The following is a 24483-nucleotide window of genomic DNA, read 5'->3' on the forward strand; positions in this document are numbered from 1 at the left end:
TGCAATTCTTTTAGTGTCATAAAGTCTATCGGCGCAGCTTCAAACCTGAATACGCCTCGGGTGGCCCCTCAACTCACACCATGAAAGTCGAACAGCCGGACCGCGCGATCAACAAGCTCCGCTGTGCGCTTTTCGATCTGCTCAACGCTCCAGGCATCCGACTTGGCCAACTCCTCATTGAGCCGCAGGCCATTCCTGTATCCAACCGGCCGGCCCTGCCTGTCCGTACGATCGCGTTTTTCAGCAAAGCTCTTGTTGCCCAGAGTGCTGTTGAAACCCGAAATGGTCAGGTTGCCCAACCTGTGCACATGCACCTGTTGCAACCCCTTCGCTTTCGTCATGTCGCCGCCTGCAATCATGTCCACCCATGCCTCGGGGATGTTCTCGCCCTGGGGAAAGATGTGTTCAATGGTCCAGACGAACTGCTTGTTCTCGAACCGCCACAGGTCCACCCAGGTTTCCCGGGTCATACCTTGTTCCGCCAGTGCGCACAGCACGAAACGCGCAACGCCAGCATTCTCCTCGTAGATGGCACCTTCCAGCTTGCCGCGGAACACGTCGTCGGACGCAGACACCGCAAGCAACGTATCGCGAATCGTGATCACGACCTCATCACCGGCCTTGTCAGAAAGCCTGTCAACAATCGACATGAAAAGTCGTGTCAGATCACGGGTAGGCGGCGTATCGGTCAGGTTGCGACGAACGAAGAAGCACACAAGCAACCGCACGACGGCACTCAACTGCGTTGAATCCAGTCCCAGTGTCTGGCGCTGCATCAGCAGGTACAGCATCAACAGGTGGGAGGGCGCGCCCTGGATACGATCCAGATCCTGCAACGGCTTGTCCAGGGCAGCCCAGGTCGGATCCTCATTGCGCCCCAGCATCAACGCATACAAGCGCCCGGCCTCACGAATGTCCTTGAGGTGCTGCTCGGCATTCTCGTTGATCAACTTCTCATAGATCTGGATCAAGTTGGAGCGCTTAGCCTCCGGACCCAGAGGATCCTTGCGCTTGTCCTCTTCCTTGCGGAATGGCGCATTCAGCCGATCCTTGAACGCGTTGTAGTAATGTCGGAAAAAGCGTTCCTGGACGGCATAATCATCGCCAAGATCTTCGAGCAATTTCTTCCAAATATCGAAGTAGCGGTCCACCTTGCCGGGTTCATCGATCTCCAGCCTTGCCAGCAACTTGTTCTTGATCAGATCGATGGCTGTCAGCGGAACGCCGCGATTGTTCAGCGACTCGAACAAGGTGTAGGCATCCGCATGGCTGGCGACCTCAATCTTCACTAGGCTGGCCTGACTCACCTTCTCAAGGAAAGTCATGATCGGCGCGATCCGGTCCTCATGGCCGTCAAGCATCGCCCTGATGCGGGACTGAAAGTACCGGTATGCCTTGAATATCTTCCGATTGCCGGCATAAGACGGCGTGTCGACGTGACCAATGACGCCCGCCTCTGCCAACACAGCGCGGTAATCGTCCAGATTCCTGTTCTGGATCTGCGGGATCACCCGAAGCTCGTCATCGCCCTTTTTCAGCACCAGCTTGCGCTTGAGGTTGATCAGCTCCACACGCTGGTCGTCATCCAGATCCTTATCCTGCACTCTCAGCGCCTGGTACAGCGCAGCAAACAACAGCGACAGCGTGGTCAGGCGCTGCTGGCCGTCGACCACTTCCAGACGCTGGATCGCCAGGGTGTCGGTGGTGTGGTTGATGCAGATGATCGAACCCAGGAAGTAACCGGGATCGTTGTCCAACAGGTCGTCAAACAAGGACTCCCACGCTTTCGAGCCCCAGGTGTACTCGCGTTGGTAGCGCGGAATGGCGTAGACCACCCGTGCCTCGATGTCGAACAACTGGGAGATCGGAAAGTTCTTGACGTCCTTGATCATTTCTTGCGCTCCCGCGCTTTCTGCTTCTCGGCCAGGCTGAGGTGGTGGTCATTGATGCGGTCGCCTTGCTTGCCGCCGTACTGCGGGCCGAGGTGGTACCAGGGGGCGGATTCGACGTCCTTGCCGCGGTCCTTGTCCCACTTCAGCTTGGGGCGCTCGCGCAGGACGCCGGCGCCCTTCTTGCCGACATCGGGCACGGACAGGAAGGGGCGGATGTTGAGGCGCACGCCGTCGTTGAGGTCGGGGTCCCAGCCGATGGGCTGCTGGTCGAGGGGCTTCCAGCGCACGAAGATGTCGTAAGGCTGCTCGCCTTTGAGGATCAGCTCCAGCTTCTGCTTCAGGGCCTGGGCGGCGTCGAGCTTTTCCTGCGCGCCTTCTACGCCAGCCGCAGCGTCCTGGGTCTGGCGGCTGATCCAGTTGCCCAGATACGTGTAGATCAGGGCTTCCAGGGTCTTGGTGTCCAGGCGGTGATAGTTCACCAGCACGGCGAAACCGTCGCGCAGGCCGTCCCAGATGTGCCAGATGAAGGGGCGCTGGTGGAACAGCTCGCAATGCTGGGCGAAGAACTTGTCGCGCAGCCAGCTCTCCAGCGTCTTGCCGGCATAGTCGGCGCTGGCCAGCAGCTGCGTCAGCACGCTGTTGTTCCAGCTCTCGCCATAGGCGGCGGCCAGCAGGTTCAGCAGGCGATCGGCGGCGGCCTTCTCGCCGCCCACGGGCGGGATACAGACGATGCCGTCGGTGTCGGCGTGCGACAGCAGCGTCTGGCTTTGCGCGACCAGGGCGCGAGCCTCGTCGGCCAGCTCCATGTCCGCATCGGTTTCCGCCGGCCAGCGGTGGCCGAGCAGGCGGGCGACGGCGATCTGCAGCACGCTGGCCTCGATGCGCTGCGGGCCGGGTGCGGTCCACTTGGCGTCCTCCTCGTCCCAGACCACTGAGCCGCAGGGGTGCCCGTGGAAGATCCATTGGGTGGGATCGTCGGAGTACGGCTTCGGCAGGCCGTTGGGATAGCGCTCGGCGGCCACCTGTTGCCAGCGCTCCAGATCAAACGGCACCTTGACCAAGGTGGCGTTGGTGACGTTCAGCTTCTGATCAATTCGGCGGACGGCTTCGTTGTACTCGGGGGAGGAGCAGAAGCACCAGATGGCGGGGAGATGCCCTTTTACATCTGCCGTGATAACAGCTGTGTTGTTGTCAAAAGCCATACCCGTGTAGAGCGTGACTGGCAAGGCTCGCATTGCACTCACAACTATGCCTTTGCGCAGCCATGCATGGGTTTCAAGGTTTGTAGCGCCCCTCAACTCCCTAATAGCACCGGTGCCATTGCACCAACGTAAGTAAGTTTCTTTACCCCCAAAATGCTTTGAATCAGTAACCGTTCCACAGTAATCGATCCAAGTTCCGTTCTTTGCACTGAGCTCCCAGAAGCTGACAGTCATCCTTGGCCGGTCGCCACACACCAAGCCATGGTGACTATGCGAAATTGCGTTCAATAAGGTACCAGTTGCCTCGCCGTTCAACGCCACCCTTGCATCGGGATTTTTCGCCTGCGCCTTCTGGCTTACCGCCACCAACTCGCCTTCACGCAGCAGCACCGCCTTCTCCTGCGCAACCTTGGGCGCACTCGCATCCACACCGCACATGAGGAATTCGTCCGCCGCCGGGGTGCGGGTCTGGGTCAGCAGGATGATGAACGCGCCCGCCGCCTGCGAGCTTTCAAAGCCGCCCTCGCCCAGCCGCGCCAGCAGGTTCCATTGCACCCGTTTGAGCAAGGACTCGCGCTGCTTCTTGTAGCTGGTCAGGAACAGCCAGTTCTGCGGCATCACGATCTGCACCACGCCGCCGTCACCGCACAGTTCCAGGCAGCGCTCCAGAAACACGTTGGCCAGATCGTTCTTCGCCGCCGGGTAATGGCGTTCGCAGTAATCCCTGAGCACTTCATCCTGCTTGCCACGGGCCAGATACGGAACGTTGGTGATGACCAGCTGGTAACGCGCCTCCAGCAGCCGCGCCGCCTCCAGCAGGCCCAGCGCGCTGAGTGCGGATTCGCGCCGGACCTCGCCGTCCTCGCCGACTTCCTGTTTCAGCGCCGTTAGCAGCAAGGGCTCCAGCAGCGCGTAATCGGCGCTATATAGATCGCCCTTCTGGCGGCTGGGCGAAAGCAGGCTGCCCAGCAGCGGCGCCTGCGCAAACTGTTGATGCAGCCGTGCCAGACCTTCGCGCAACTGCCCGGCATTGACCGCACCCTCGGGCACCAGCGCCTGCCAGTCCTCCACCTTCGCGGCCACCTTCAGACCACAGCAGGCAATACGCGGGTTGGGGATGGGGCGCACGCCCAGCGCATGGCCGCGTTCGTCCGGATAACGCCAGGCTTCCAGCGCCAGCGCGAACACCGCAATCTCCACGCAGCGGGCGTCCAGCTCCAGTCCGTGCAAATTCTCCGCCAGCACCCGCTCCACGGCATCGTGCGCGCTCAGCCCCTCGGCCGCCATGCGCATCGGCACCAGCATCAGGAAGGCGGCAACCAGGAAATGGCCCGAGCCACAGCAGGGGTCGAGCAGCTTGAACTCGGCCAGCGAGTCTGCCCAGCCGTCGAACGTTCCTGCCGCAGGGGTGCCGTCTTCCAGCGTGCGCAGGTAGTCCAAGCTCACCGGGCACGGCGTGTCCGGATGGCGCGTGTTCCACCACGCGCCCAGCGAGTTATGCAGCAGGAAGGCCACCATGTACGGCTCGGTGAACAACTGGGTGACGGCGGGCAGCTCATCGGCACCGATCTTCACTTCGGACTTGTTGATGGCGTCCTTGTTGTCGGCCTGCCAGAACTGGTAGACCCAGCCCAGACTGTCGGAAGCAGTGAACACTTCCGGCGGCAGGTCGGCCAGCAACTTTTCCAGCGGAATCTGCACATCCGCGGGCAAGATAAGTTCGAATACCGGCGAGCCGGACTTGAAGATCTGCGGCAGCATGCGCTCGGCCAGCCGCCCGGCCAGCTCCCAGCCGTTGCGTGCGCCTTCGTCCGGCGCCAGTTCCTCGCACTCCTCCAGGGTGACGGCTACGCCGTCGAACATCAGCAGCCCGTTCTCGGCCAGGAAGCGCGCAAACAGCATGCGGTGCCAGTGCTGGTAGGCCACTTCCTGCACCAGACGGGCGATGGTCTGCACCTTGCCGCCATTGAGCTGGTCACCGAGCTGGCGGCCATGCGCGCGCAGGCGCCGGCGCAGGGCACGCTGTGGCTCCTGCAGGTGCGCCGGCGGATTGGCCTCGCCCACACCCAGTTCGCCCAACACGGCGCGGGCGCCGTCCTCAGCGAGGCGCCGTGCCTGCTTGACGGTCGATTCCAGACGGTTACGCAGGCTGCGTTCCAAGGGATCCATGTCGTGCTCTCCCTATCGCGGCCGCACGGGGCCGTTGGCCAGCGCGGACTTGAGTGCTGCGGCGGCCTCGGCCGCCCAGGCGTCCACCTCGTCGGCATTCTGCAAGGTGCGCTGCGGCAGCGGGACGAACTGCACCTTGGGCTCGCACAGCAGCGCCGCCTCCTCCGCCACCTGGGCAAAGCGGCCGGGCAAGGCGGCGATGCGGTCGGCCAGGCCGGGCAGTGGGTGTGCCTGCAAGCTGGCCAGTACGTCCTCGGTGGTCTGCACATTGATGGCAGGCGTGTCCGCGAGCGTCAGCTTCTGCGCGGCCAGCAAGGCGTTGCGCTGCTCGGGCTCCAGTTTGGCCCAGTTGGGGTCGGCATCCAGCCCGTTCATGCCGGCACCATGCCGTTCCGCATAGTCCGCCGCGTGTCGGTTGAGCTGTTCACGCAGGGCCTGGGTCAGCTCGTTGGCGAGACCGGGCACCGGATCAGGCTCGGCCAGCAGCTGCCGGCTGGCTTCGATGGCCGCCACCTGGGCACGGATGGCCTCGGTCGCGTCCAGCGGTTCGGCGTGTCTGGTAAGCTGCTTCAGGTTGAGCCATGCGGGCCAACGCGACTCGATGCGGGCGGACTGGTCCTTCCACTGCTCGATCAGTTCCGCCAGCGTGTCGCGCTGGTTGTGCAACGCCTGCAGCTGTTCGTTGCCGACGCTGCGGCGCAGGTCGTCGATCACGCTTACATCCGGTGAGGCCGGCTTGGGTGCCTCGCCGCCGACCCGTTCGGACAGGACGCGCAGCTTTTCCAGGAACCCTGCCACCGAAGCGAGTTCTTCATTGGGCCTGGCGTTCACTTCAAGCAGCTGCAACAACTTGCGGATCTGGATGCGCTGCGTCGCGGTGATGGTGGTGGCCTCGACCCGGAAGCCGGTCTTGCCGATGGCCTTGCGTTCCAGCGTCTTGAACTCGACCGGCTGGCCGCGTTCGTCCTGGGCGCGCAGGGCGCCAGCCACCAGCAGGGCGAACAGCGCACCGTCCACGGCATCGCCGGACCAGCCATAGGGCGCACCTTCAAAGCGGGCACGGACTTCGGCGCCGGTCTTGCCGCCGGCAATGAAGCCCAGCACGGCCTTGCAGACCGGGTTCTTGTCGGCCTCGCCGTCCTCGCCGACGGCCTTCAGCGCATCCGGCGCGCCCTTGCGGGCGTTGTCGAATACCTTGCTCCAGCCAGCGTTGTCGGCCAGGCCGAACTGCGGATACAGGCGCAGCAGGGCGCTGTCGGCGGCTTCGCGCAGCATCGCCGCAAGGTCGCTGCCCACCACCTCGGTGCCGCCACCCTGGTAGACCCGCGCGTCATTGAAGCAGTCGCGCAGGATCGCCTGGATGCGGTTCTCGGCATTGCGCAGGGTGGTCTGCATCGCCTCGAAGGCTTCGCGCGTATCGGCGGCGGCACTGGCACCCGGCGTGCCACGCTCGTCGATGGTGTTGCGCGCGGCCTTGTACTCCATCAACTGGTTGCGCAGGTCGTCGCCATGGCGCTTGGGCAGGTACAGGAAAACCGTGGGCGAGGCACTGCCTGCCTGTCGCGCCTCGGCCTTGACGGTGTTCTCATCGGTGCTCCAACCATCACGCACCCAGACGTAGATGCGCTGGTCGGCATCCTTGGGCAGCTCGGCATCGAACAGCGGGCTGACCTCGCGCGAAACCTTCGCTGCGCCCTGGGTCAGCGACAGGCGGCCGACCGTGTCCGCGAACATCTTGCGGATGCGGGTATCGCGCTCATGCTCCAGCGTATGCGCCTGACTGGCCAGGTTGGCGCGCTGGTTCATGAAGCTGTCGTTCCAGGCGGCGCTTTCCTCGGTCTGGATGCGGTATTCGGCATCGACCCTGATCAGCAGCTCGCAGGCATCGAGCACCGCGGGCAGGCGACTGCGCAGGGCGCTGGAACCAGCGGGAAGGTCCACCACCAGCAGGTCGGCCAGACTGTCTACGGTGGCGCGGACCCCCAGCTCAGTATTGGCCGCAGCCACCTTGTTGATCAGGAACACCAGGGCGCAGGCACGGGCCATCAGCTGCTGCTCTTCATTGCCGCGCATCCAGGCACTGGTCTTCTCGTAAACCTTGCGCGGCAGCTGGCGCATCTGCAGCAGGTTCTCGGCGCTGTCGAAGAACACGAAGTCGGCCGGCACCACCGAGCCCAGCGGCTCGTCCAGGTTGGTCTGGATAACCTTGTGCACCACCGACAGCTGGTTGCGCAGCTGCGCGGCGGTGCCGGTCTGGTCGAGCACCTTGAGCGCTGCCTCCCAGAAGCGGCGGCGCACGGGTAGCAGCGGGTAGTCCTGCGGGAAGACGGCCTGGTCTTCCGGCCGGTGGGCGATGGTGGTGCCCTGCAGGTGGCGCGAGATCTCGCCCAGGTTGCGGCCCATGGTGTCGGCAATCGTCGGAATGGTCTCCGGCTTCTTGGCCAGGATGACCTTGCGGATTACCGCTTCCACATCGGCATCGGACAGCTCGACGAGAACGGTGAAGCGGCCCTGCAGGCGAGCCAGGTTGGCGGTGCCGGTCACGGCGGTCTGGCCGGTGCCCACGAACAGCAGCTTGCCGCCGATGTTTTTGCTGCAGGCCTCGACGGTTTCCTGCACATCCATTGAGCGCTGCGGATCGCTGCCGATGTACTGCTGCACCTCGTCGAGCACCACCAGGGTCAGCGGGAACTTGCCATCCCGGGTGAGCGACTGACGGATGGTCTTGATCATGTCGTCGCTGGAAACGTCGCTCACGGCCGGGAACATCTGCGTGAGCGTTTCGACACAGGCATTTCGGGAGGCGAAGCGGTCGGGCCAGACGGCGATCAGCGCATCGGCGATGCCATCGGCCACGTAGAAGTTGTCCAACTCTTCCTGCCAGTCATAGCCGGCGGCTTCGACCGCATCGCGCACTTCCTGCAGCCGCCCTTCCTTCATCAGCCACATGACGAAGCGGGCCACCGGGTAGCCTTCCGGGAGACCGGCCGACTTGAAGATGATGCGCAGCAGGGCCAGGCGCACGCTGCCGGTGGCGCCTGCACCGAGCGTGCCCGAGGCTGCATGCAGACCGCCATGGCGCTTGCCTTGCGCACTCAGTTCCTTGAGCGGGTCGGCCACCGAAGCGGGCAGGTCGGCAATCCCGCGGGGCGTGGCGCCGTCGGGGAACGGGGCGTCCTGCCACAGGGCACGCATCATCTTGACCAGGTGCGATTTACCCGAACCGAAGAACCCGCTGATCCACACGCCGGGCTGTTGCGGCTGGTCGATGTTGCGCAGGAACGTGTCCAGGATATGGGCCAGTCCCTTCTCGTACTGACCGTCGCAGACGAAGGTCTCCAGCTCATAGCGCAGAACGGCCAGCGCTTCCGCCGAGGCATCATCGTTGACACTGGCCACACCCTGGTTGACCAGCTTCCGCTCGGCCGGGTCCTTGAGATAGATGTCGCGATTGAGCATGACTCCCCCTGAGTAATGCGAGGTCGATCAGGATTGATCCGCCGTGATGGGTACGGCGAGGTAGTTCCAGCCGTCGTACCCGTCCAGCAGGCGATAGTTGTTGTTCTCGAAGCTGCCCGGGAAGAACACGAGCAGGCGGCCACGGACATGCGGCGCAAACGCGTCGACCACATCCTTGACCTTGCACAGGCCGAATACCGATCCCACCCCGCTCACTGCCACCACGCTGTTGCCGTCAGCGCCGGTCTCTTCAACGAATGCCGCGAACCGCTGGGCAAGGAAGTCCAGGTACTTGGGCAGCAGGGTGCCCAGCAGCTCGGGCTTCTCGAAGTATTTGGGCGCATAGCGCTGGGAACCCAGCCATTGGGCAAACGTATCGGTCAGGTCGAATTGCTGCCAGGCATGTCCTGCGGCACGGGTGGCCAGCTCGAACTCCTCGACCTTCGCCCTCAGCGACCTCTCCTCGGCAGGGTCATACACGCAGAAGACCACACGCTGCGCAGCAGCCACGTCGTCCCGCCAGGGCGTGCGGATGAAGCGCTCCCAGGATTGCAGCAGGCGCTTAAGCTTGCTCACGGATCACGGTCTCCTCGCCGGCACGGATCAGACGAGGGAAGGCGACTTCCATCACGTCGGCAACCCGCTTGAACTCGATCCAGCCCTTGCGCGCCGCGTCCTCGGCCAGGCCGATGCATACCCCCACGGGGGCATCCTGGGCTTTCATGAAGCGGGTCTGGAACAGCTCGGGTCCGCGGGCGCCGGAGGCATGTCCCAGGAGCAGGGCGTACGCCACAGACCCGGCAGTGGGCCGGGCTTGCTCGCGCTGCTTCCGGGCCCGGCCAGCGAGGTGGCCGGCCTGGGTCAGGGAGGCATTGATGTTCTGGGCGACAGATTTCAGGGTCGCCGGGCTGAAGCGGTCCGGGAATTTGCCGGCCATGAAGGTCTCGACGGACTCTCGGGACACGGTCGACCCCACCGGCGCAGCCCAGACATGCGGCGCAATCGAGGACAGCAGGCCGTCGCGGGCCAGGGCGGCACTCAGGGCAATGAGGGGGCGGCCCTCGGTGTCCTTGGTCCAGAACCAGCGCATGCCGCGGAAGACTAGCTGGTCAGGATTCACCCCATACAGGTCAACCAGGTGCCCCCAGGTCAGTGCCCGGGTACTGGTCGAGCGCTTGGCCAGGCAATTCAGGTCCACCACGGCTTGGCGATAGTCCGCCTGCCCTGCATCTTCGGGACAGGCATCGAGCAGGAGGCCCAGCTCGGCCAGCATGATGGTGCGGGACGCGTGAGCGCCCCCAGCGGTGGTCTTGAACCCCAAGTCTGGGAGAAGCATGAGCATGAATTCTGGTCTGCGACCCGGCCTGGAAGGCCTGGAAGTCGCATGGCGACAATCTTCCGGGTAGACAGGGGATGCTAGCTGCTTTGCCGCTCGGCAGTCGATGCGGCGGGGCCGCCCGCGGGCTTGCAGAGCCTTCGCATGGCGAAGTCAAGGGGGCCAGAGCTCGCCCAGGCGGCCGTATCTCAATGGCTGAGACTGGATGGCGTGACGATCGGACGATGCGCCAAGCCCAGCCCGACAATGCTGCGACGCTCCGTGTGCCCTTCGGGCTGCGCGACGGGCGGATGTGGTCCCCACGCCAGGTCGCCAACGGGCTGGCTTGCGGCTGCACCTGCCCAGCCTGCGGCAGCCCGCTCCAGGCCCGGAACCAGGGCACCAAGCGACGGGCCTACTTTGCGCACCATTCCGATCACACATGCTCGGGCGCCTACGAGTCGGCCATCCACCGCATGGCGAAGCAGCTGATCTGTGAGCGACCGCGCCTCACCCTCCCGGCTTGGAATGGTACCGAGGACATGCCAAACCCACCGACCGCAACCGATGTCCGCGGCGGGAAGCTTCTGGGCCACCGCGTGGACTATCCCTCCCGCACCGTGCAGCTCCGGAAAGCCCGTGCCGAAGCGAGCATTGCAGACTACCGCCCTGATGTCCTGGCCGAGGATGAGGACGGGGAACTCCTGATCGAGATTCGAGTCTCCCACGCGGTCACTGACCTGAAGACCAGGAACGTCCAGTCTGAAGGCCGCCGGATGGTCGAAATCGACCTGTCCGGCGTGACAGCACAACAGGCTGAGGATCCTGCCGTCTTCGAGGCGCTGGTTCTGGACACGCCCCGGAACCGGTCCTGGATCTCATGCCCACCTGCGACTGAGGCCTGGCGTGCTGCCCGCGATGCCCTTGCCGTCAGACTGGCGGCAAGGAACCGGAAGATCGCGGACAACCAGGAGCGGCGCAACGAACTGGCCAGGCTCAAGGCGCAGAAGGAGCAGGAACGGGAGATCTGGCTTGACCAGAAGAAGGCGGAGCTCCGCGAACCTCATGTCGATGACCTGCGCTACCTGCTACGGGTCACCAGGCCCGAGTCCATCACCGAAAAGTACGCGGCGCTCCAGCAACGGGACGAGGGCAAGGCTGACACCCTCTTGGCAATGATCCCGGAAATCCTTCACCCAGTGCTGAGGAGCTCCGGCGGCCCTGCCTGGGCCTACCAGGCCCACTACCTGCTCTGGCAAGCGGCCATGTACCTACACTTCATCGACGGCAAGCCCGTTGGCCACCCTGTCAGCCGCATGGAGCTTGGACGCTGGCTGAGAGCGACCTATGGCGTCGATCCAACCCTGTGGCGCCTGTTCATGACTCAATGGCAAGGGCGTAAGGAAGCGCAGCGGCTGGGGCGCAAGAAGTGGTCCCTTTTCGTCTGGTACTTCACCGAAGCAGAGAACCGGGCGATCCCGAACTTCTTCAAATGCGTGGACGGATTTGTAACCAGGCTCGTGGGAACAGGCGTCTTGGAGCTTGATCCCGAGCCTGGCGGCGATCTCGTTGTTGCCGCCACACCGGGAGATGGCTCGCCGACCCGTGATCGGAAGCTCCTCCCGACACCGCCGCATATCGACCCCCTGCTGGCTACAGGGGTGGATTCCTACATCGACCGCTGGATCTCACACTCGAAACTTGGAGTGGGCATTGTCCGCGAGAGAGTCGCTAAAGGGAGCCCGACGTACCGAGTCTGGTTCAACGATGCGAGATGGCGGACCGTCTGGCTGGGAAATCCAGAAAGCGGGGAATGGAAGCTTCTTGGCGAACGAGACACTTCCGATCAAGCGCCCAGCTTTCCGGACCTCGGCGGACCGCAATCAGGTCGATAGACGTGATGCTCATCGCGCTGGGATACCAGGCCCAAAGAGTCGAGCAATCCACGCTCCCAGCTTCCCGGTCGACGGGATCCATCCGCGACTGCCGTCATGACGTAGTTGCACAGCTCATCGATGCTGGCCGGCGCTGCTCCATATGGATCGTCCGACAACAGATCCACGAGGTAACGGAGTTCCGCAGCCACGCCCTGCGGGAGCGCGATCTCGATCCGCTCGACAGAATCGGTCATCACGGGAGCCTCCCAGGAAGATGACCCTCGGCCTTGAGCTCTGCCTCAATCCTGGCCAGCGACTCGATCCAAAACGGATTGATGCGCTCCATCGCCTGGAGGATCGTATAGCCATGACGGGAAAGAACATCCTGCCTGTTGAGGATCAAGGCCACTGCCAGCACGTCGCCCACTCCCCAGCTGTTTGACCAGCCGCCATCGTTGCCGCTGGAGAGCGCCTGAAGTGCCCGCTTCTTGATCCTGGTACGACGATAGGCTGCCTGGGCGGCATGCCACATGACCTCCTCGCCTTCATCAAGCGACTGGAAGGATGCAACCTTCTGAATTACTCGCTCTATCACCGTCTGCACAGGGCTCTCTCCTCGTTTACTGATTCATGCGGCGAAGGCGCTTCATCAGGGCGCCCTCGGCACCATTCGCGTCGGCCATCTGGACGAGGTCCCGCCTCAAACGGATGAACTGCGCCCAGCGCAGCCTCTGGATCTGCGCGTCCTCTTCGTACTCGGCAACCAGGTCACGCTCAAACGACTTGGCATGTGCGAGAAGCCGGCGAAGGTCGTAGCCGCCCGTCTTCTTCTTGGCGAGGTGCTTGTACCCAACGGACTTCGTGGTGCGATCCCGATAAACAAGCTGCCAGTAGATCTGCAGCGATCCGTTGTGCAGTCGGGCAAACAGATTCAGGGGGCACCAGGCCTCGATGTTGTGGCGTCCTCGCGGCCGCCCTCTGCTTGCTGCTTCACGGAACCACTCGGCTTGGCGGGCAATCCGCTCCTGGCGGAAGTTCTTCACCAGCGTCTCTGCCTGCCTGATCAACGCCTCATCCCAGGCATTCACCGATTCACTGACCTCAAGAATCTGCCTTGCCAATGTCATGACCCAATCCTTTGCACTCTATCTCTCAGGAGGCCACATTCAGATCCACTGCAATGGAGCCGATCTGAAAGTCTCGCTCGATCCAGCTAGGTGCCGGCCCCGTCAATACCGCCAAGGCCGCCACCCTGTGACTGGCGGTCTTGGCGGTCTTCGGTCGGCAGCGACCAGCGCCAACCACCTTCTTTCCCGTCCTTTCGCGAGCGGATCCCGAGCGAGTTCTTCACGCGCTCGACGGTCCGCCAGCTGTGGCCGAGCATCTGCGCCTCTCTCCGAAGATCAGCAACGTCACGAGGCCCTGCGCCAAGGACTTCCCGGAGCCAATCGGTGACGGCCTCGGAGGCGCCTTCGCCTTGATAGCCAGGCTGGTCTCCCAACAGATCGCGGGCGGCACCTTCTAGAGCAGAGCCCCAGGCCACGTAGGAGGCCTGCGGCGGTCCCTCTGCCAGCGCAATGCGGTACGCGAACCCGCCGTCATCTGGGCCGATGTTCGACTTTGCACGCGCCAGGATCCTGTCGTCGCCATCGCGGGGCTTACCCGCCACGAGCACCACCCGCGAAGTGGCGCCGAAGGCGATCGACCCGGTCACCCGGAGCAAGGGGTCGATTCCACCACCGCCCTTGGAAAAATGACTGATGCCGAGCACAGCACAGTCGAGAATGGCGCCTAGCTCAACAAGTGGCTGAAGTGACCTTCGGACCTCGGTGTTCTTGTGGCTGTCGCCCAGGACCGCGGACACCACCGGATCAACGATCAGCAGGGAGATCTTGCCGATCCTCTCCGCCTCAGCTGCGAGCATGTCCAGATCCTGCGACGGATCGAATGGCCGAGACCTGTGCCCTTGGAGCACGTCACCAACGAGGTAGACGTTCTCAAGATTCGCGCCCGCCGCCGCGAGCCGCGGAACGAGCGTGTCGGCAATGTCATCCTCCCCGCTCCACACCAAGACGTTGCCTGCGGCTGCGCGGGTCTCGTCCGGCCACTGACCACCGCGACTGATCGTCGAGGCCATCGCCAGCGCCAAGGTCGTTTTGCCTGTGCCACCATCACCCGCAAGCAGATGGAGCTTTCCGCGAGCCAGCCAGCCAGGCCACAACCAGTTGATCTCTTCCATCGCCACGTCGGCGGCCCGCAGCATGTCCACCCGTTCCTGGCCCTCCCGCAGAACTGATACAGCGCGTTGCTCAAGCGTTCCGGTGCCCACGCAGCACCTCCCATGCCTGATGAATGCGCTCCACGGCCTCGATCAAGCGTTGACGGTCCTCCTCGGACAGGGTTGCTCGCTTCGCAAGATCGGATGCCGCGACTTCAATGATCGTTGCCTCATGCAAGACCGTTGAGAATGCAGCGCGAAAACGCGCTTCGGCGGAGATCCTGTTCCTGGTGCGCGGCCCGCCAAGACCCCGCGGCCTCGGGAACAGATCAGCAAGCGTAAGACCGATCGAGTGCACAACGTCGCTTGCTGCACATCCTGCAAAGCAGTGCAGAAGTACGACATCCGCGTCACCGCTCGCGATCGCCAAAGACGGACTGCGGTCGTCATGAGCCGGGCAGAGTGCAATCCAATCACGCCCCGCACGACGTACTCCGTCCAGTCGATCCAACACCGCCTGCACGGGCCTGGTAGGATCGCAATCGAAGCTCGCTCGCATAGTGCTTCTACCCCTGCCGTCGCCCGCCAGCGCTGCAGGGGTTCTCTTTATCTGACGCATGCCGCACCCCCAGGCACGGCCCGAGACTCGGCGATACGGCGCCGAATGAAGTCAGAGATCTCCGCCTCCACCCAGCCAGCGGTGCGGCGCCCGATCCGCACCGGCGGAGGCAGGACGCCCTCCGCGACCAGCTCATAGATGGTCGACCTGGAAAGCCCCGTCCGCTCGCGCACTTGGTGGATCCTCAGGATCCGGACGCTGTCAGTCATTTGCGTTTCTCCTCGCACCATGTGTGCAAGGAGCATCAGCAGTCATGAACGCGCTAGAAAGGGGTGAAAACTACGCTTTTACCCCCCCCGCCCAGGAACAGGCATCTACTGCAATTGGTCGCTTATGGTCCGGCCTGATTCAATCTCTGTCGCGGAAGACGTCATCCAACGTGACGCCTGCGTCCGTATTGATCAGATAGCCACCGAAGTCCTGGTTCGATTCAGCGAAATCCACAGGAACAGCAGGCTCGGCCTCTGCCGGCGTTGGCATCTCCTGCTTCTCCGTGCGTCGGAAATACAGAAACGCAACGACTACGAGCCCAGCTTGAGCGAGGATCAGGATTCCGATCAGCAGAATGGCATTCATGGCTGACGCCTGTAGGGAATGCCTTTCATCAAAGAATCTACGTGGTCGAAGGAAAGGTGATACTTCCCCGCCAATGCCTCGATCGCACTCGCTCTCGATCTCCACATGCCGCTTTCAAACTCCTCTCGCATTCTGGCGTTCCGCTCTTGCGTGGCCGGGCGAGGACTGCTTCCCGCCTTCCTAGCCCTCTCCGTCCGCGCAGCCCTCTCGTGGTTCTCCACAACAGACCGACCACCCTCACCGAAGCAGTGCGCAAGGCAGATTGACGCCTGGATGACCAGACGGTTGACCTCGTCCAGTTCGGCGACGAGCAGAGCGGCTCGTGCTTCGACCATCAACCAAACGGCCATGGCCGCATGGAGTTCGCAAGCCGGATAGTGAGATCTCGAATCAAACTCACCGAGCACGGAAGCAGTCAGCCCAGGATGCTCCTCAGGAATCACCCAACAGCCGTACAGCCATTCCCCCTCCCCTGCAAACCGAGCGCCTTCCAAGGCGCTGTCAACAGCAGTCTGCACGGCCTGAAGCCGCCCGTTCAGCTCGTCGAGGTTCGTTGCTCCACTGGTAATCAGGGCGGCCGTATAGATGTACTGGGCTGAAGGATTCCCCCACTCAACCCTATCAACGAACGGATCAGCTTCAACGCTGACGTGGAGATCAGGAAACCGATCCTCGGAAAGATCGTTGATCAAGGGATCAATCATTTCCCAGCCCTGTCGCGAGGGGATTTCTCAGAGTCGATCAACCAAGCGACTCGTCTCCGAACAAGCCCCATAGCCTGCGCCGCAGCCAAGGCATGTCCTTCTGAGAAGAATCTTCTTGACCTTGGCATGCCCGCCGAGGAGGGGCGATGCAGGTTTCCCGAGCAGAGCACTTCATCCTGAAGCAAGCGAGTAAACCCGCGCCCCTGGATCAGAAGCACCCAGTCTCGGCTCCGGCCTGAAAGCCGTACCGGCCTCACTTCTTTGATCAGAAACAGCGCTCTGGATAGCTGCACTAGCAGCGGGTCGATCAGCTTGTACTTCATGGCTACCTCTCTCGCCTTGCACTCCTCATCAGTACTATCACCATGTCGAAAGCGACCAAAATCAGGATGAGATCCGGCGGAGTACAGGCCTGATTGGGACAACATTGCTGTTGCCCGACAGGGAATCCAGATAATCCGCCCACGCCTGCATCATCTCGGTGCGCTCCGGCAGGTATTCAGCATGGTTGTAGCTCGCACGAACCTTGTTCCCCCCTGGTGGGACAGCTGCCGCTCCACGACATCCTTTCGCCACCCGACCGAGTTAAAGTGGGTCGATGCGGTGGCCCGGAACCCGTGCGCGGAGAAGTAACCGGCGTATCCCATGCGCTCCAGGCATCGATTCAGTGTCGTCGGGCTCATCGGCCGATGGGGATCGCGCTCGTTCGGAAAGAGCAGCGGCCGTTTCCCCGTGAGTTCCTTGAGCTGAGTGAGCAGTTGGACGGCTTGACGACTCAGCGGTACGACATGCGCAATGCCCCGCTTCATCCTGCGATCGGGGATTTCCCACAGCGCCCCGTCCAAGTCAAATTCAACCCACTGCGCCTCCCTCAGCTCCTTCGGCCGCACGAAGGTTAGGAGGAGAAGCTTGAGCGCAGTCTTCACCTGCGTACCGCTGCGCGATGCCTCAACCTTCTCGACAAGGCCGGGAAGTTCACTCTGGGCCAAGGCTCGCTTGTGCCTTGTCTTCGGCTTGGTAACAGCACCCTTGAGCGCCGCAGCCGGATCATGATCTGCTCGCAGGGTAACCACTGCGTAGCGAAAGATCGCGGAAGACCACTGCCGGATCAGAATCGCGATGGTTGGCGCACCCCGCTTCTCGACCCTCTTCAGGATTGCGAGCAAATGCGCCGCCTGAACCGCCCTGACTGGAAGCCTTCCCACGTCCGGATAGACGTCCTGCGCCAGCACCGTTTCGACTTGTGACAGGTAGTAGGCCGACCAGCCTTCCTTGTTTTCTTCAACCCATTCCTTGGCGACCGCTTCGAATGTGTCAGCAGCTTGCTTCGCCACCACCAATCGCTGCGCTTTTCGATGGGCAGCTGGATGTATTCCCTTCTTGACCAGCTCGCGCGCAGCGTCCCGCTGGGCACGCGCCTGCTGAAGGCTGATTGCCGGATATTCGCCCAGGGCAAAGAGGTTCTCGCGTCCGTCGATGCGGTACCTGTAGCGCCAACACTTGGATCCAGTTGGCTGCACCGCCAGGAACAGGCCAGCTCCATCCGTCAGCTTGTAGGGCTTGTCAGCACGCTTCGCATTGCGAATGCGCGTGTCAGTCAGTTGCGCAGAAGATCGGGCGGCCATAAAGCGGGTATCCAGTCTCGATACCCCTCACGATACCCCCTTTTCTCTCGGCTGCGAGCAAACAACACAAGACGCCTTCGGACTACAAATGGCTGTAGTCAAAGGACATTTTGAATCACTTCGGAGTAGCTCGGAACCCGTCGGACATCGATGCTAGTTATCGATCATCAGCAGCATGGCATTCCCCTCACAGCCCCTTCGCCGCCTGCGCCACCGCGCGGAACAGCGCGCGGCCCTTGTTCATGGTCTCGTCCCATTCCTTCTGCGGGTCGGAGTCGTAGACGATGCCGGCGCCCGCCTGCACGTGCAGGCGGCCGTCCTTGATCACCGCCGTGCGGATGGCGATCGCGGTATCGGCGTCGCCATGCCAGCCGATGTAGCCGATGCTGCCGGCATAGACATTGCGCTTGATCGGCTCCAGCTCGCGGATCACTTCCAGCGCGCGGATCTTCGGCGCGCCGCTGACCGTGCCGGCCGGGAAGGTCGCGCGCAGCACGTCGGCATAGCTCAGGCCCGGCAGCAGCTTGCCGGTGACCTCGCTGACGATGTGCATGACGTGGCTGTAGCGCTCGATCACGAAGCGCTCGCCCACCTCCACGCTGCCGGCTTCCGACACCCGGCCGACATCATTGCGGCCGAGGTCGATCAGCATCAGGTGCTCGGCGCGCTCCTTGGGGTCGGCCAGCAGGTCCTGTTCCAGCGCCAGGTCCTCGGCCGGGGTCGCGCCGCGCGGGCGGGTGCCGGCGATCGGGCGCACGGTCACCTCGTCGCCCTGCTGGCGCACCAGGATTTCGGGCGAGGAGCCGACCACCTGCACCTCGCCGGTATCGAGGAAGTACATGTAGGGCGACGGGTTCAGCGCGCGCAGGGCGCGGTACACGTCCACCGGCCGCGCGTTGAACGGCACGCTCAGGCGCTGGCTCAGCACGACCTGGAACACGTCGCCGGAGCGGATGTATTCCTTGGACTTCTCCACCGCCTCGATGAAACCCTCGCGGGTGAAGCCGGACACGAAGTGGCTCTCGTCGAGCACGTCGCGGCTCAGCGGTACCGGGTAGCTGCCCGGCTGGCGCAGCTTGTCGACCAGCCCGTCCAGCCGCGCCTGCGCGGCATCCCATGAGCCGGCATCGCGCGGATCGGCATGCACCACCAGGTACAGGCGGCCCTTGAGGTTGTCGAACACCGCCAGCTCTTCGGACAGCATCAGGTAGATGTCCGGGGTGCCGAGCTCGTCGCGCTTGTCGCCGCCGGCCAGGCGCGGCTCGATGTAGCCGATGCATTCGAAGCCGAACCAGCCCACCAGGCCGCCGGTGAAACCGGGCAGGCCTTCCAGCCTGGGCACCGAGTACGACGCGCGCAGCGCCTCGACCTCGGCGAACGGATCGGCGACCTCGCGCCGCTCCACGAGCTGGCCGTGCTCGCGCACTTCCATCTGCTGGCCGCGGAACGCGACGGTGCGGCGCGCGGGCAGGCCGATGATCGAATAGCGGCCGAAGCGTTCGCCGCCCTCGACCGATTCCAGCAGGTAGGTGTGCGGGGCGTCGGCGAGTTTCAGGTAGACCGACAGCGGCGTGTCCAGGTCGGACAGCACCTCGCGGACGACGGGGACACGCGGATTGGGACTGGAGCGGTGGACGTCAGCAGCGTGCTGCCGGAACTGTTCGGGCGTGACCAAGGCGGGATTCCTTGCGGGCATTCGGGGCGTGGCGCGGGACGAGGACGGCTGAAGGCCGCCATCGCCGGCACCGGCGCGCGGAAGCAAGGGAAAGCCTGGTCGTCTGGCCGAACATGGCCGCAACTTTAACCGGATTGGCCGTCGCCGCGCAGCCGCCCGGACGGTTGCCCCAGCAACGGACTGTCCGCCGGCAGGTGCATGCGCACGCGACCGGGCACGCATTCGATCCGGAACCGGCGTGCCTGCACCGGCTCGCCGTCGAGGTTGAGGGTCATCGCGCCTTCGCCCGACTCCAGCTCCACCCAGGGCAGGCGCGCGCGCACGGCGCTGCGCTCCAGCGCGGCGCGCTGGCCCTCCTTCACCAGGGTACCGACGGTGGCCAGCAACTCGCCGGACAGTTCCGGAATCACGGTGAGGTCGAGCAGGCCGTCGTCGACCAGCGCGTCGGGGCACAGCGCCTGCCCGCCGCCGGCCTGGCGCCCGTTGCCCAGGCCCAGCGCGATCAGGCCGCCGTCCCACGCGAAGTCCGGGCCGCGCACGCGCACCGGCAGCGGCTCGATCCGGCCCAGCCGGGCGATGCCGGTGACCAGGTAGGCCAGGCCGCCGAGCAGCTTCTTCAGGCCTTCGTCGGTTTCCACGGTGACCTCGGTGCCGAAGCCACCGCTGGCCAGGTTGGCGCACCAGTGCCGCCGGCCATCGGCGTCGATCCGCAGCAGGTCGAGCGCATGGGCGGCGCCGGAAGCGGCCAGGGCCAGGGCTTGCATCGGATCCAGGGGAACACCGGCGGCCGTGGCGAAGTCGTTGGCCGTGCCCAGCGGCAGCAGGCCCAGCGCCGGCAGGCGCGCCGCCGGCAGGTCGTGCGCGGCCAGGGCGGCGGCCACTTCGCTCAGCGTGCCGTCGCCGCCGGCGGCAACCACGCTGGACGCGCCGGCTTCGATCGCGTCGGCGACCCAGCGCGCGGCATCGCCGCTTTCCCAGGTCACCCGCACCGCCAGCGCCTGGCCGCGACCACGCATTTCCGCCACCGCCTCGCGTACGGCGTCGTCGCCGGCGGACTTGCCGTTGAGGATCAGCCAGCAGACGGCGGGTTCGGCTGCAGCGCTCATGCGCGGTTCCGGAGCAGGGCGGCGCAGCGTAGCAACCGCCATGGCGCGGACGCGTGAACCGGCTGCGGCCGGAACGCGGGCGGCGGCCCATCCGCGCTGGCATGCAGCGTCATCATGCTGTCACCGGCGGTGGCCAGCATCGAAGGCCATGGCAGGGACGACGGGCGGAGGCGGGATTGCCTCCACGTGGGTGAAGGGGCCGGCGGCGCGTGGAGGCGTCGCCGGCCGGCCGGCAAGCGCCCGCCCTGCTCAGCCGCGGACCGCGTCCACTGCCGCTTTCATCTTCCCCACCACGCCGGCGTAGTGCTCGCGCGTGCGCGGCGCGCCGAAGATCGCCGAGCCGGCCACGAAGGTGTCGGCGCCGGCGGCGGCGATCTCGCCGATGTTGTCCGCCTTGACCCCGCCATCGATCTCCAGCCGGATCGGCTTGCCGGTCTTGTCGATCATCGCCCGCACCGCCCGCAGCTTGTCCAGCGTCGAGGGGATGAAGGCCTGGCCGCCGAAGCCGGGGTTGACCGACATCAGCAGGACCATGTCCAGGTCCTCCAGCACCCAGTCCAGCACTTCCACCGGCGTTGCCGGGTTGAGGACCAGGCCGGCCTGGCAGCCATGCGACCGGATCAGCTGCACGGTGCGGTGCACGTGGCGGCTGGCCTCGGGATGGAAGCTGATCAGGCTGGCGCCGGCCTCGGCGAAGTCCGGCACGATCCGGTCCACCGGCTCGACCATCAGGTGCACGTCGATCGGCGCGGTGACGCCATGCCTGCGCAGCGCCTGGCAGACCATCGGGCCGATGGTCAGGTTGGGCACGTAATGGTTGTCCATCACGTCGAAGTGGACCCAGTCGGCGCCGGCGGCGAGGACGTTGTCCACTTCCTCGCCCAGGCGGGCGAAGTCGGCCGAGAGGATGGACGGGGCGATGACGGTGGGTTGCATGGTCGGCTCGGGGAAGCGGTGGGAATCGGATGGCGCCCGCGCGCGGTTCAGCGCCGGCGCAGGGTGCGGATGCGGTCGTAGGCGGCGTTGATGGCGCGTGCGCGCTTCTCGGCCTGGTCGCGCAGTTCCGGCGCGGCGCCGGCGACCTTGTCGGGGTGGTACTGGGACATCAGCCGGCGGTACGCCTGGTCGATTTCCGCATCGCTGGCCTCGGCCGTCAGGCCGAGCTCGGCGTACGGGTTCTCCCGCGCGCGCAGGCGGAACCAGTCGCGGTCGAAGGCATGGCCGACCAGCAGGCCCACCACCGCGCCGAACAGCGGGTTGGGCCGGAACAGCAGCGCGCCGGCGATCAGGCCCAGCAGTTTTCCGTACCAGCGGTTCATTCGACGGCGGCACCGTGCGGGCGGAGCGCAAATTCTACGGCACAGCCGCCCCGGGTCGCCGTACACTGTGCGGCCGGCCGCCGCGCGCTCCACTGCCGGCGCGGCCCCGGGAGCCCCGCACTGAGCCCTGCCCGGAGACTGCGTTGTCCACGACCCTGCTCCAGTCCGACCTGCCCGGCCTGCCGCTGCGCCACCGCGGCAAGGTGCGCGACGTCTTCGACCTCCCCCGCGGGAACATCCCCGCCGCGGCGCTGGCCGCGGCCGAAGGCTACGACGGCGAGTTCCTGCTGATGGTGGCGACCGACCGCCTGTCGGCATTCGACGTGGTCCTGCCCGACCCGATCCCCGGCAAGGGCGAGATGCTCTGCCAGATCTCCAATTTCTGGTTCGGCAAGACCGCCCACCTGATCCCCAACCATCTGACCGGCATAGATGTCGCCGCGGTGCTGCCCGGGGGCGTGGACCCGGCGCTGTACGCCCGGCGCGCGGTGGTGACGCGCAAGCTCAAGCCGGTGCCGGTGGAGGCCATCGCCCGCGGCTACCTGATCGGCAGCGGCTGGAAGGACTACCAGCGCACCGGCCAGGTCAGCGGGATCGCCCTGCCCGACGGCCTGCGCCAGGCCGAACAGCTGCCCGAGCCGATCTTCACCCCCTCGACCAAGGCGGCCGTCGGCGACCACGACGAAAACATCGATTTCGATGCGATGGTGCGAACGGTCGGCGGCGAGCTGGCCGAGCGCGTGCGCGATGCGACCCTGCGCCTGTACCGCTTCGCCGCCGCCTATGCGGCCGAGCGCGGCATCCTGCTGGCCGACACCAAGTTCGAGTTCGGCACCGACGCCGACGGCCGCCTGTACATCATGGACGAGATGCTGACCCCGGACTCCTCGCGCTACTGGCCGGCCGACGAGTACCAGGTCGGCACCAGCCCGCCCAGCTACGACAAGCAGATCGTGCGCGACTACCTGGAGACGCTGGACTGGGACAAGACCCCGCCGGGTCCGTCGCTGCCGGCCTGGGTGATCGAGCGCACCCGGGCCCGCTACGCCGAGGCGCTGCAGAAGCTGGCCGGGATCGACATCGACTGAGTGGCGGCATCCGGGCGGCGGGCAGCCGGGCAAGCCCGGCCCTACCCGAGGCTCCCGGGGTCCCGACGCCCGCGCTATGCTCCATACCCGAGCGCACAGAGTCCCCGGGAGGGGTGTGGGATGGACGCAACCCTGCAGCGGCCGATCGACCGCTACTTCGCCAGCTATTCCGACGACCACCGCAACGCACTGAACCAGCGCATCCACGTGGTCGCGGTGCCGGCGATCCTGTGGTCGGTGGTGGCCCTGATCTGGTGCATCCCGACCTTCGGCACCTGGATGAAGACCGGCATCTGGGCCGCCCTGGCCATGTTCTTCGCGTGGATGTTCTATTACCGGCTCTCGCGCAGCCTGGGACTGGGCATGCTGGCGGCGTTCTTCGTCTGCGGCTGCCTGTGCCGGCTGATCGAAACGCGCTTCGGCCTGCCGGCCTTGCTGTGGTCGGCAGTGACCGTGTTCGTCGTCGCCTGGATCGCGCAGTTCATCGGCCACAAGTTCGAGGGCCGCAAGCCCAGCTTCCTGACCGACCTGGTCTACCTGCTGATCGGCCCGGCCTGGGTGCTGGCCAAGCTGTACCGCCGCCTGGGCTGGAGGTACTGAGCGGCATCCGCTGGCTCAGCGCGGCGGCGCGTCGAACATCGCCGCGTCGGGCAGGAACGGGCGGGGCGCGTAGCCCAGCGCTTCGCGCGCCGGGCCGGCATCGAATGCCAGGTCCTGGCGCATGCGCGCCAGTACCGCCGCGCCGGCATCGTGCAGGCCGGTGACGCGCGCCAGCCGCGCGGCCAGCGCGAACACCGGTCCTGGCAGCACCAGCAGCCGCGGCGGTGGCTGCAGCGCGGCCAGCACCCGCGCGACCATCTCGCGGTAGGCCAGGGTTTCGCCCCCGGGCAGGTCGTAGGCGCGCAGGCCGGGCCCGCGCAACGACAGCGCCGCCACCGCCGCCGCCGCCAGGTCGTCCACGTGCACCGGCTGGCGCAGCCCGCGCGCATCGTGCGGCAGGATGAAGAAGCCATGCCGGCGCGCGAGCGCGGCGATGCGGGTCAGGTTGCGGTCGCTGCCGGCGCCGTAGACCAGGGTCGGACGCAACAGCGTGGCCGCCGCGCCGCGCGCGGGCGCGGCATCGGCCAGTCGCGTTTCGGCCAGGCGCAGCCGCGCGGCGACGTCGCGTTCGCCGGGATCGGAGGAGTCGGCCTTGACGTGGACGCTGGTCGAACCGAAGGCGACCACGCGCGCATCGCCGGTGGGCGTGCGGGCATACCAGTGCGAGAACAGGTCCAGTGGACCGCAGCTGATGATCGCGTCGAAGCCGTCGCCGGGACCGGCGGAATCGGGCAACACGCCGCGCCGCCATTCCACGCCGGCCATCGCCGGCCGCTCCTCGCGCGACAGCGCCACCACCCGCCAGCCGCGCGCGCGCAGGTCGGCCAGCACGCGCCGGCCGATCTGCCCACTGGCGCCGTGCAGCAGCGCGCGCGGCGGATGGCCAGGAGTCGTCATCGAAGTGCGGAGGCCTGCATGCGCGACAGGATAGCGGGATCGAGGCATCCCCTGTCCGGCGCAGGCGGGCGTGCCCGGCGACGGCTCGCGGGTGGCCGCACATCCACGACGGCCGCGAAGTACCGGCGGGCGCGCCGCGCCG

General features: G+C 65.3%; 21 protein-coding genes. 3 read left to right on the forward strand and 18 right to left on the reverse strand.

Annotated elements, in window-relative coordinates; genetic code table 11:
• Nucleotides 1–68 precede the first annotated feature (68 nt).
• The 5 genes from CSC66_RS05110 to CSC66_RS05130 are packed head-to-tail and all read right to left on the reverse strand — an operon-like array spanning nucleotide 69 to nucleotide 9995.
• The gene (locus CSC66_RS05110) at nucleotides 69–1892 is read right to left on the reverse strand and encodes a DUF262 domain-containing protein (RefSeq protein WP_162376313.1); all 1824 of its coding nucleotides are present in this window, start codon (nucleotides 1890–1892) and stop codon (nucleotides 69–71) included.
• The gene (locus tag CSC66_RS05115) at nucleotides 1889–5263 is read right to left on the reverse strand and encodes an Eco57I restriction-modification methylase domain-containing protein (RefSeq protein ID WP_162376314.1); all 3375 of its coding nucleotides are present in this window, start codon (nucleotides 5261–5263) and stop codon (nucleotides 1889–1891) included. The genes CSC66_RS05110 and CSC66_RS05115 overlap by 4 nt, the downstream gene beginning before the upstream one ends.
• Nucleotides 5264–5275: 12 nt before the next feature.
• Complete coding sequence (gene brxC / locus CSC66_RS05120; RefSeq protein ID WP_162376315.1) at nucleotides 5276–8722, reverse strand: BREX system P-loop protein BrxC; 3447 nt, start codon at nucleotides 8720–8722, stop codon at nucleotides 5276–5278.
• A gap of 27 nt (nucleotides 8723–8749) precedes the next feature.
• Complete coding sequence (locus CSC66_RS05125; protein WP_162376316.1) at nucleotides 8750–9298, reverse strand: BREX protein BrxB domain-containing protein; 549 nt, start codon at nucleotides 9296–9298, stop codon at nucleotides 8750–8752.
• Nucleotides 9285–9995, reverse strand: a complete 711-nt coding sequence (locus CSC66_RS05130; RefSeq protein ID WP_202935599.1) for a hypothetical protein — start codon at nucleotides 9993–9995, stop codon at nucleotides 9285–9287. The genes CSC66_RS05125 and CSC66_RS05130 overlap by 14 nt, the downstream gene beginning before the upstream one ends.
• Before the next feature lie 287 nt (nucleotides 9996–10282).
• On the opposite strand from CSC66_RS05130, the gene CSC66_RS05135 reads away from it, so the two are divergent.
• Entirely contained in the window at nucleotides 10283–11932 is a 1650-nt protein-coding gene (locus CSC66_RS05135; protein ID WP_162376317.1) for a competence protein CoiA family protein, read from the forward strand.
• Between the two features lie 235 nt (nucleotides 11933–12167).
• On the opposite strand, the gene CSC66_RS05140 is transcribed toward CSC66_RS05135, so the two are convergent.
• The 12 genes from CSC66_RS05140 to CSC66_RS05195 form a co-directional block, all read right to left on the reverse strand.
• A complete protein-coding gene (locus tag CSC66_RS05140) occupies nucleotides 12168–12518 on the reverse strand; it encodes a hypothetical protein (protein ID WP_162376318.1) in 351 nt (116 codons plus the stop codon).
• A gap of 16 nt (nucleotides 12519–12534) precedes the next feature.
• Nucleotides 12535–13041, reverse strand: coding sequence for a conjugative transfer protein MobI(A/C) (gene mobI / locus CSC66_RS05145; protein ID WP_162376319.1), 507 nt, complete (start codon nucleotides 13039–13041; stop codon nucleotides 12535–12537).
• 86 nt (nucleotides 13042–13127) lie between these two features.
• On the reverse strand, nucleotides 13128–14177 hold the full coding sequence (locus CSC66_RS05150; protein WP_162376320.1) for an AAA family ATPase: 1050 nt from the start codon (nucleotides 14175–14177) through the stop codon (nucleotides 13128–13130).
• Between the two features lie 46 nt (nucleotides 14178–14223).
• Nucleotides 14224–14751 carry a CHC2 zinc finger domain-containing protein gene (locus tag CSC66_RS17790; protein ID WP_425501031.1) on the reverse strand — a complete coding sequence of 176 codons (528 nt, stop codon included), beginning with the start codon at nucleotides 14749–14751 and terminating at the stop codon, nucleotides 14224–14226.
• Complete coding sequence (locus CSC66_RS05160; RefSeq protein ID WP_202935600.1) at nucleotides 14739–14996, reverse strand: AlpA family phage regulatory protein; 258 nt, start codon at nucleotides 14994–14996, stop codon at nucleotides 14739–14741. The genes CSC66_RS17790 and CSC66_RS05160 overlap by 13 nt, the downstream gene beginning before the upstream one ends.
• Before the next feature lie 103 nt (nucleotides 14997–15099).
• Nucleotides 15100–15327, reverse strand: a complete 228-nt coding sequence (locus tag CSC66_RS05165) for a hypothetical protein (protein ID WP_162376323.1) — start codon at nucleotides 15325–15327, stop codon at nucleotides 15100–15102.
• The gene (locus CSC66_RS05170) at nucleotides 15324–16019 is read right to left on the reverse strand and encodes a hypothetical protein (RefSeq protein ID WP_162376324.1); all 696 of its coding nucleotides are present in this window, start codon (nucleotides 16017–16019) and stop codon (nucleotides 15324–15326) included. The genes CSC66_RS05165 and CSC66_RS05170 overlap by 4 nt, the downstream gene beginning before the upstream one ends.
• 485 nt (nucleotides 16020–16504) lie before the next feature.
• Entirely contained in the window at nucleotides 16505–17656 is a 1152-nt protein-coding gene (locus CSC66_RS05175; RefSeq protein ID WP_202935601.1) for a tyrosine-type recombinase/integrase, read from the reverse strand.
• Between the two features lie 187 nt (nucleotides 17657–17843).
• The gene (trpE, locus tag CSC66_RS05180) at nucleotides 17844–19331 is read right to left on the reverse strand and encodes an anthranilate synthase component I (RefSeq protein ID WP_162376325.1); all 1488 of its coding nucleotides are present in this window, start codon (nucleotides 19329–19331) and stop codon (nucleotides 17844–17846) included.
• Nucleotides 19332–19456: 125 nt separating this feature from the next.
• Entirely contained in the window at nucleotides 19457–20437 is a 981-nt protein-coding gene (gene yegS, locus CSC66_RS05185; protein WP_162376326.1) for a lipid kinase YegS, read from the reverse strand.
• Between the two features lie 249 nt (nucleotides 20438–20686).
• Nucleotides 20687–21373, reverse strand: a complete 687-nt coding sequence (gene rpe / locus CSC66_RS05190; RefSeq protein ID WP_162376327.1) for a ribulose-phosphate 3-epimerase — start codon at nucleotides 21371–21373, stop codon at nucleotides 20687–20689.
• A gap of 47 nt (nucleotides 21374–21420) precedes the next feature.
• Nucleotides 21421–21756 carry a J domain-containing protein gene (locus tag CSC66_RS05195; protein ID WP_162376328.1) on the reverse strand — a complete coding sequence of 112 codons (336 nt, stop codon included), beginning with the start codon at nucleotides 21754–21756 and terminating at the stop codon, nucleotides 21421–21423.
• Between the two features lie 143 nt (nucleotides 21757–21899).
• Between CSC66_RS05195 and CSC66_RS05200 the strand changes: the two genes are divergently transcribed.
• Together CSC66_RS05200 and CSC66_RS05205 are read left to right on the forward strand one after the other, a co-directional pair.
• The gene (locus CSC66_RS05200) at nucleotides 21900–22844 is read left to right on the forward strand and encodes a phosphoribosylaminoimidazolesuccinocarboxamide synthase (protein WP_162376329.1); all 945 of its coding nucleotides are present in this window, start codon (nucleotides 21900–21902) and stop codon (nucleotides 22842–22844) included.
• Between the two features lie 120 nt (nucleotides 22845–22964).
• The gene (locus tag CSC66_RS05205; protein ID WP_162376330.1) at nucleotides 22965–23444 is read left to right on the forward strand and encodes an Mpo1 family 2-hydroxy fatty acid dioxygenase; all 480 of its coding nucleotides are present in this window, start codon (nucleotides 22965–22967) and stop codon (nucleotides 23442–23444) included.
• Nucleotides 23445–23459: 15 nt separating this feature from the next.
• Here CSC66_RS05205 and CSC66_RS05210 read toward each other — a convergent pair whose 3' ends face one another.
• The gene (locus CSC66_RS05210; RefSeq protein WP_162376331.1) at nucleotides 23460–24341 is read right to left on the reverse strand and encodes an SDR family oxidoreductase; all 882 of its coding nucleotides are present in this window, start codon (nucleotides 24339–24341) and stop codon (nucleotides 23460–23462) included.
• Between the last annotated feature and the right edge of the window lie 142 nt (nucleotides 24342–24483).

The sequence above is a fragment of the Pseudoxanthomonas kaohsiungensis genome (assembly GCF_010211765.1).
In the GTDB taxonomy this organism is placed as follows: domain Bacteria; phylum Pseudomonadota; class Gammaproteobacteria; order Xanthomonadales; family Xanthomonadaceae; genus Pseudoxanthomonas; species Pseudoxanthomonas kaohsiungensis.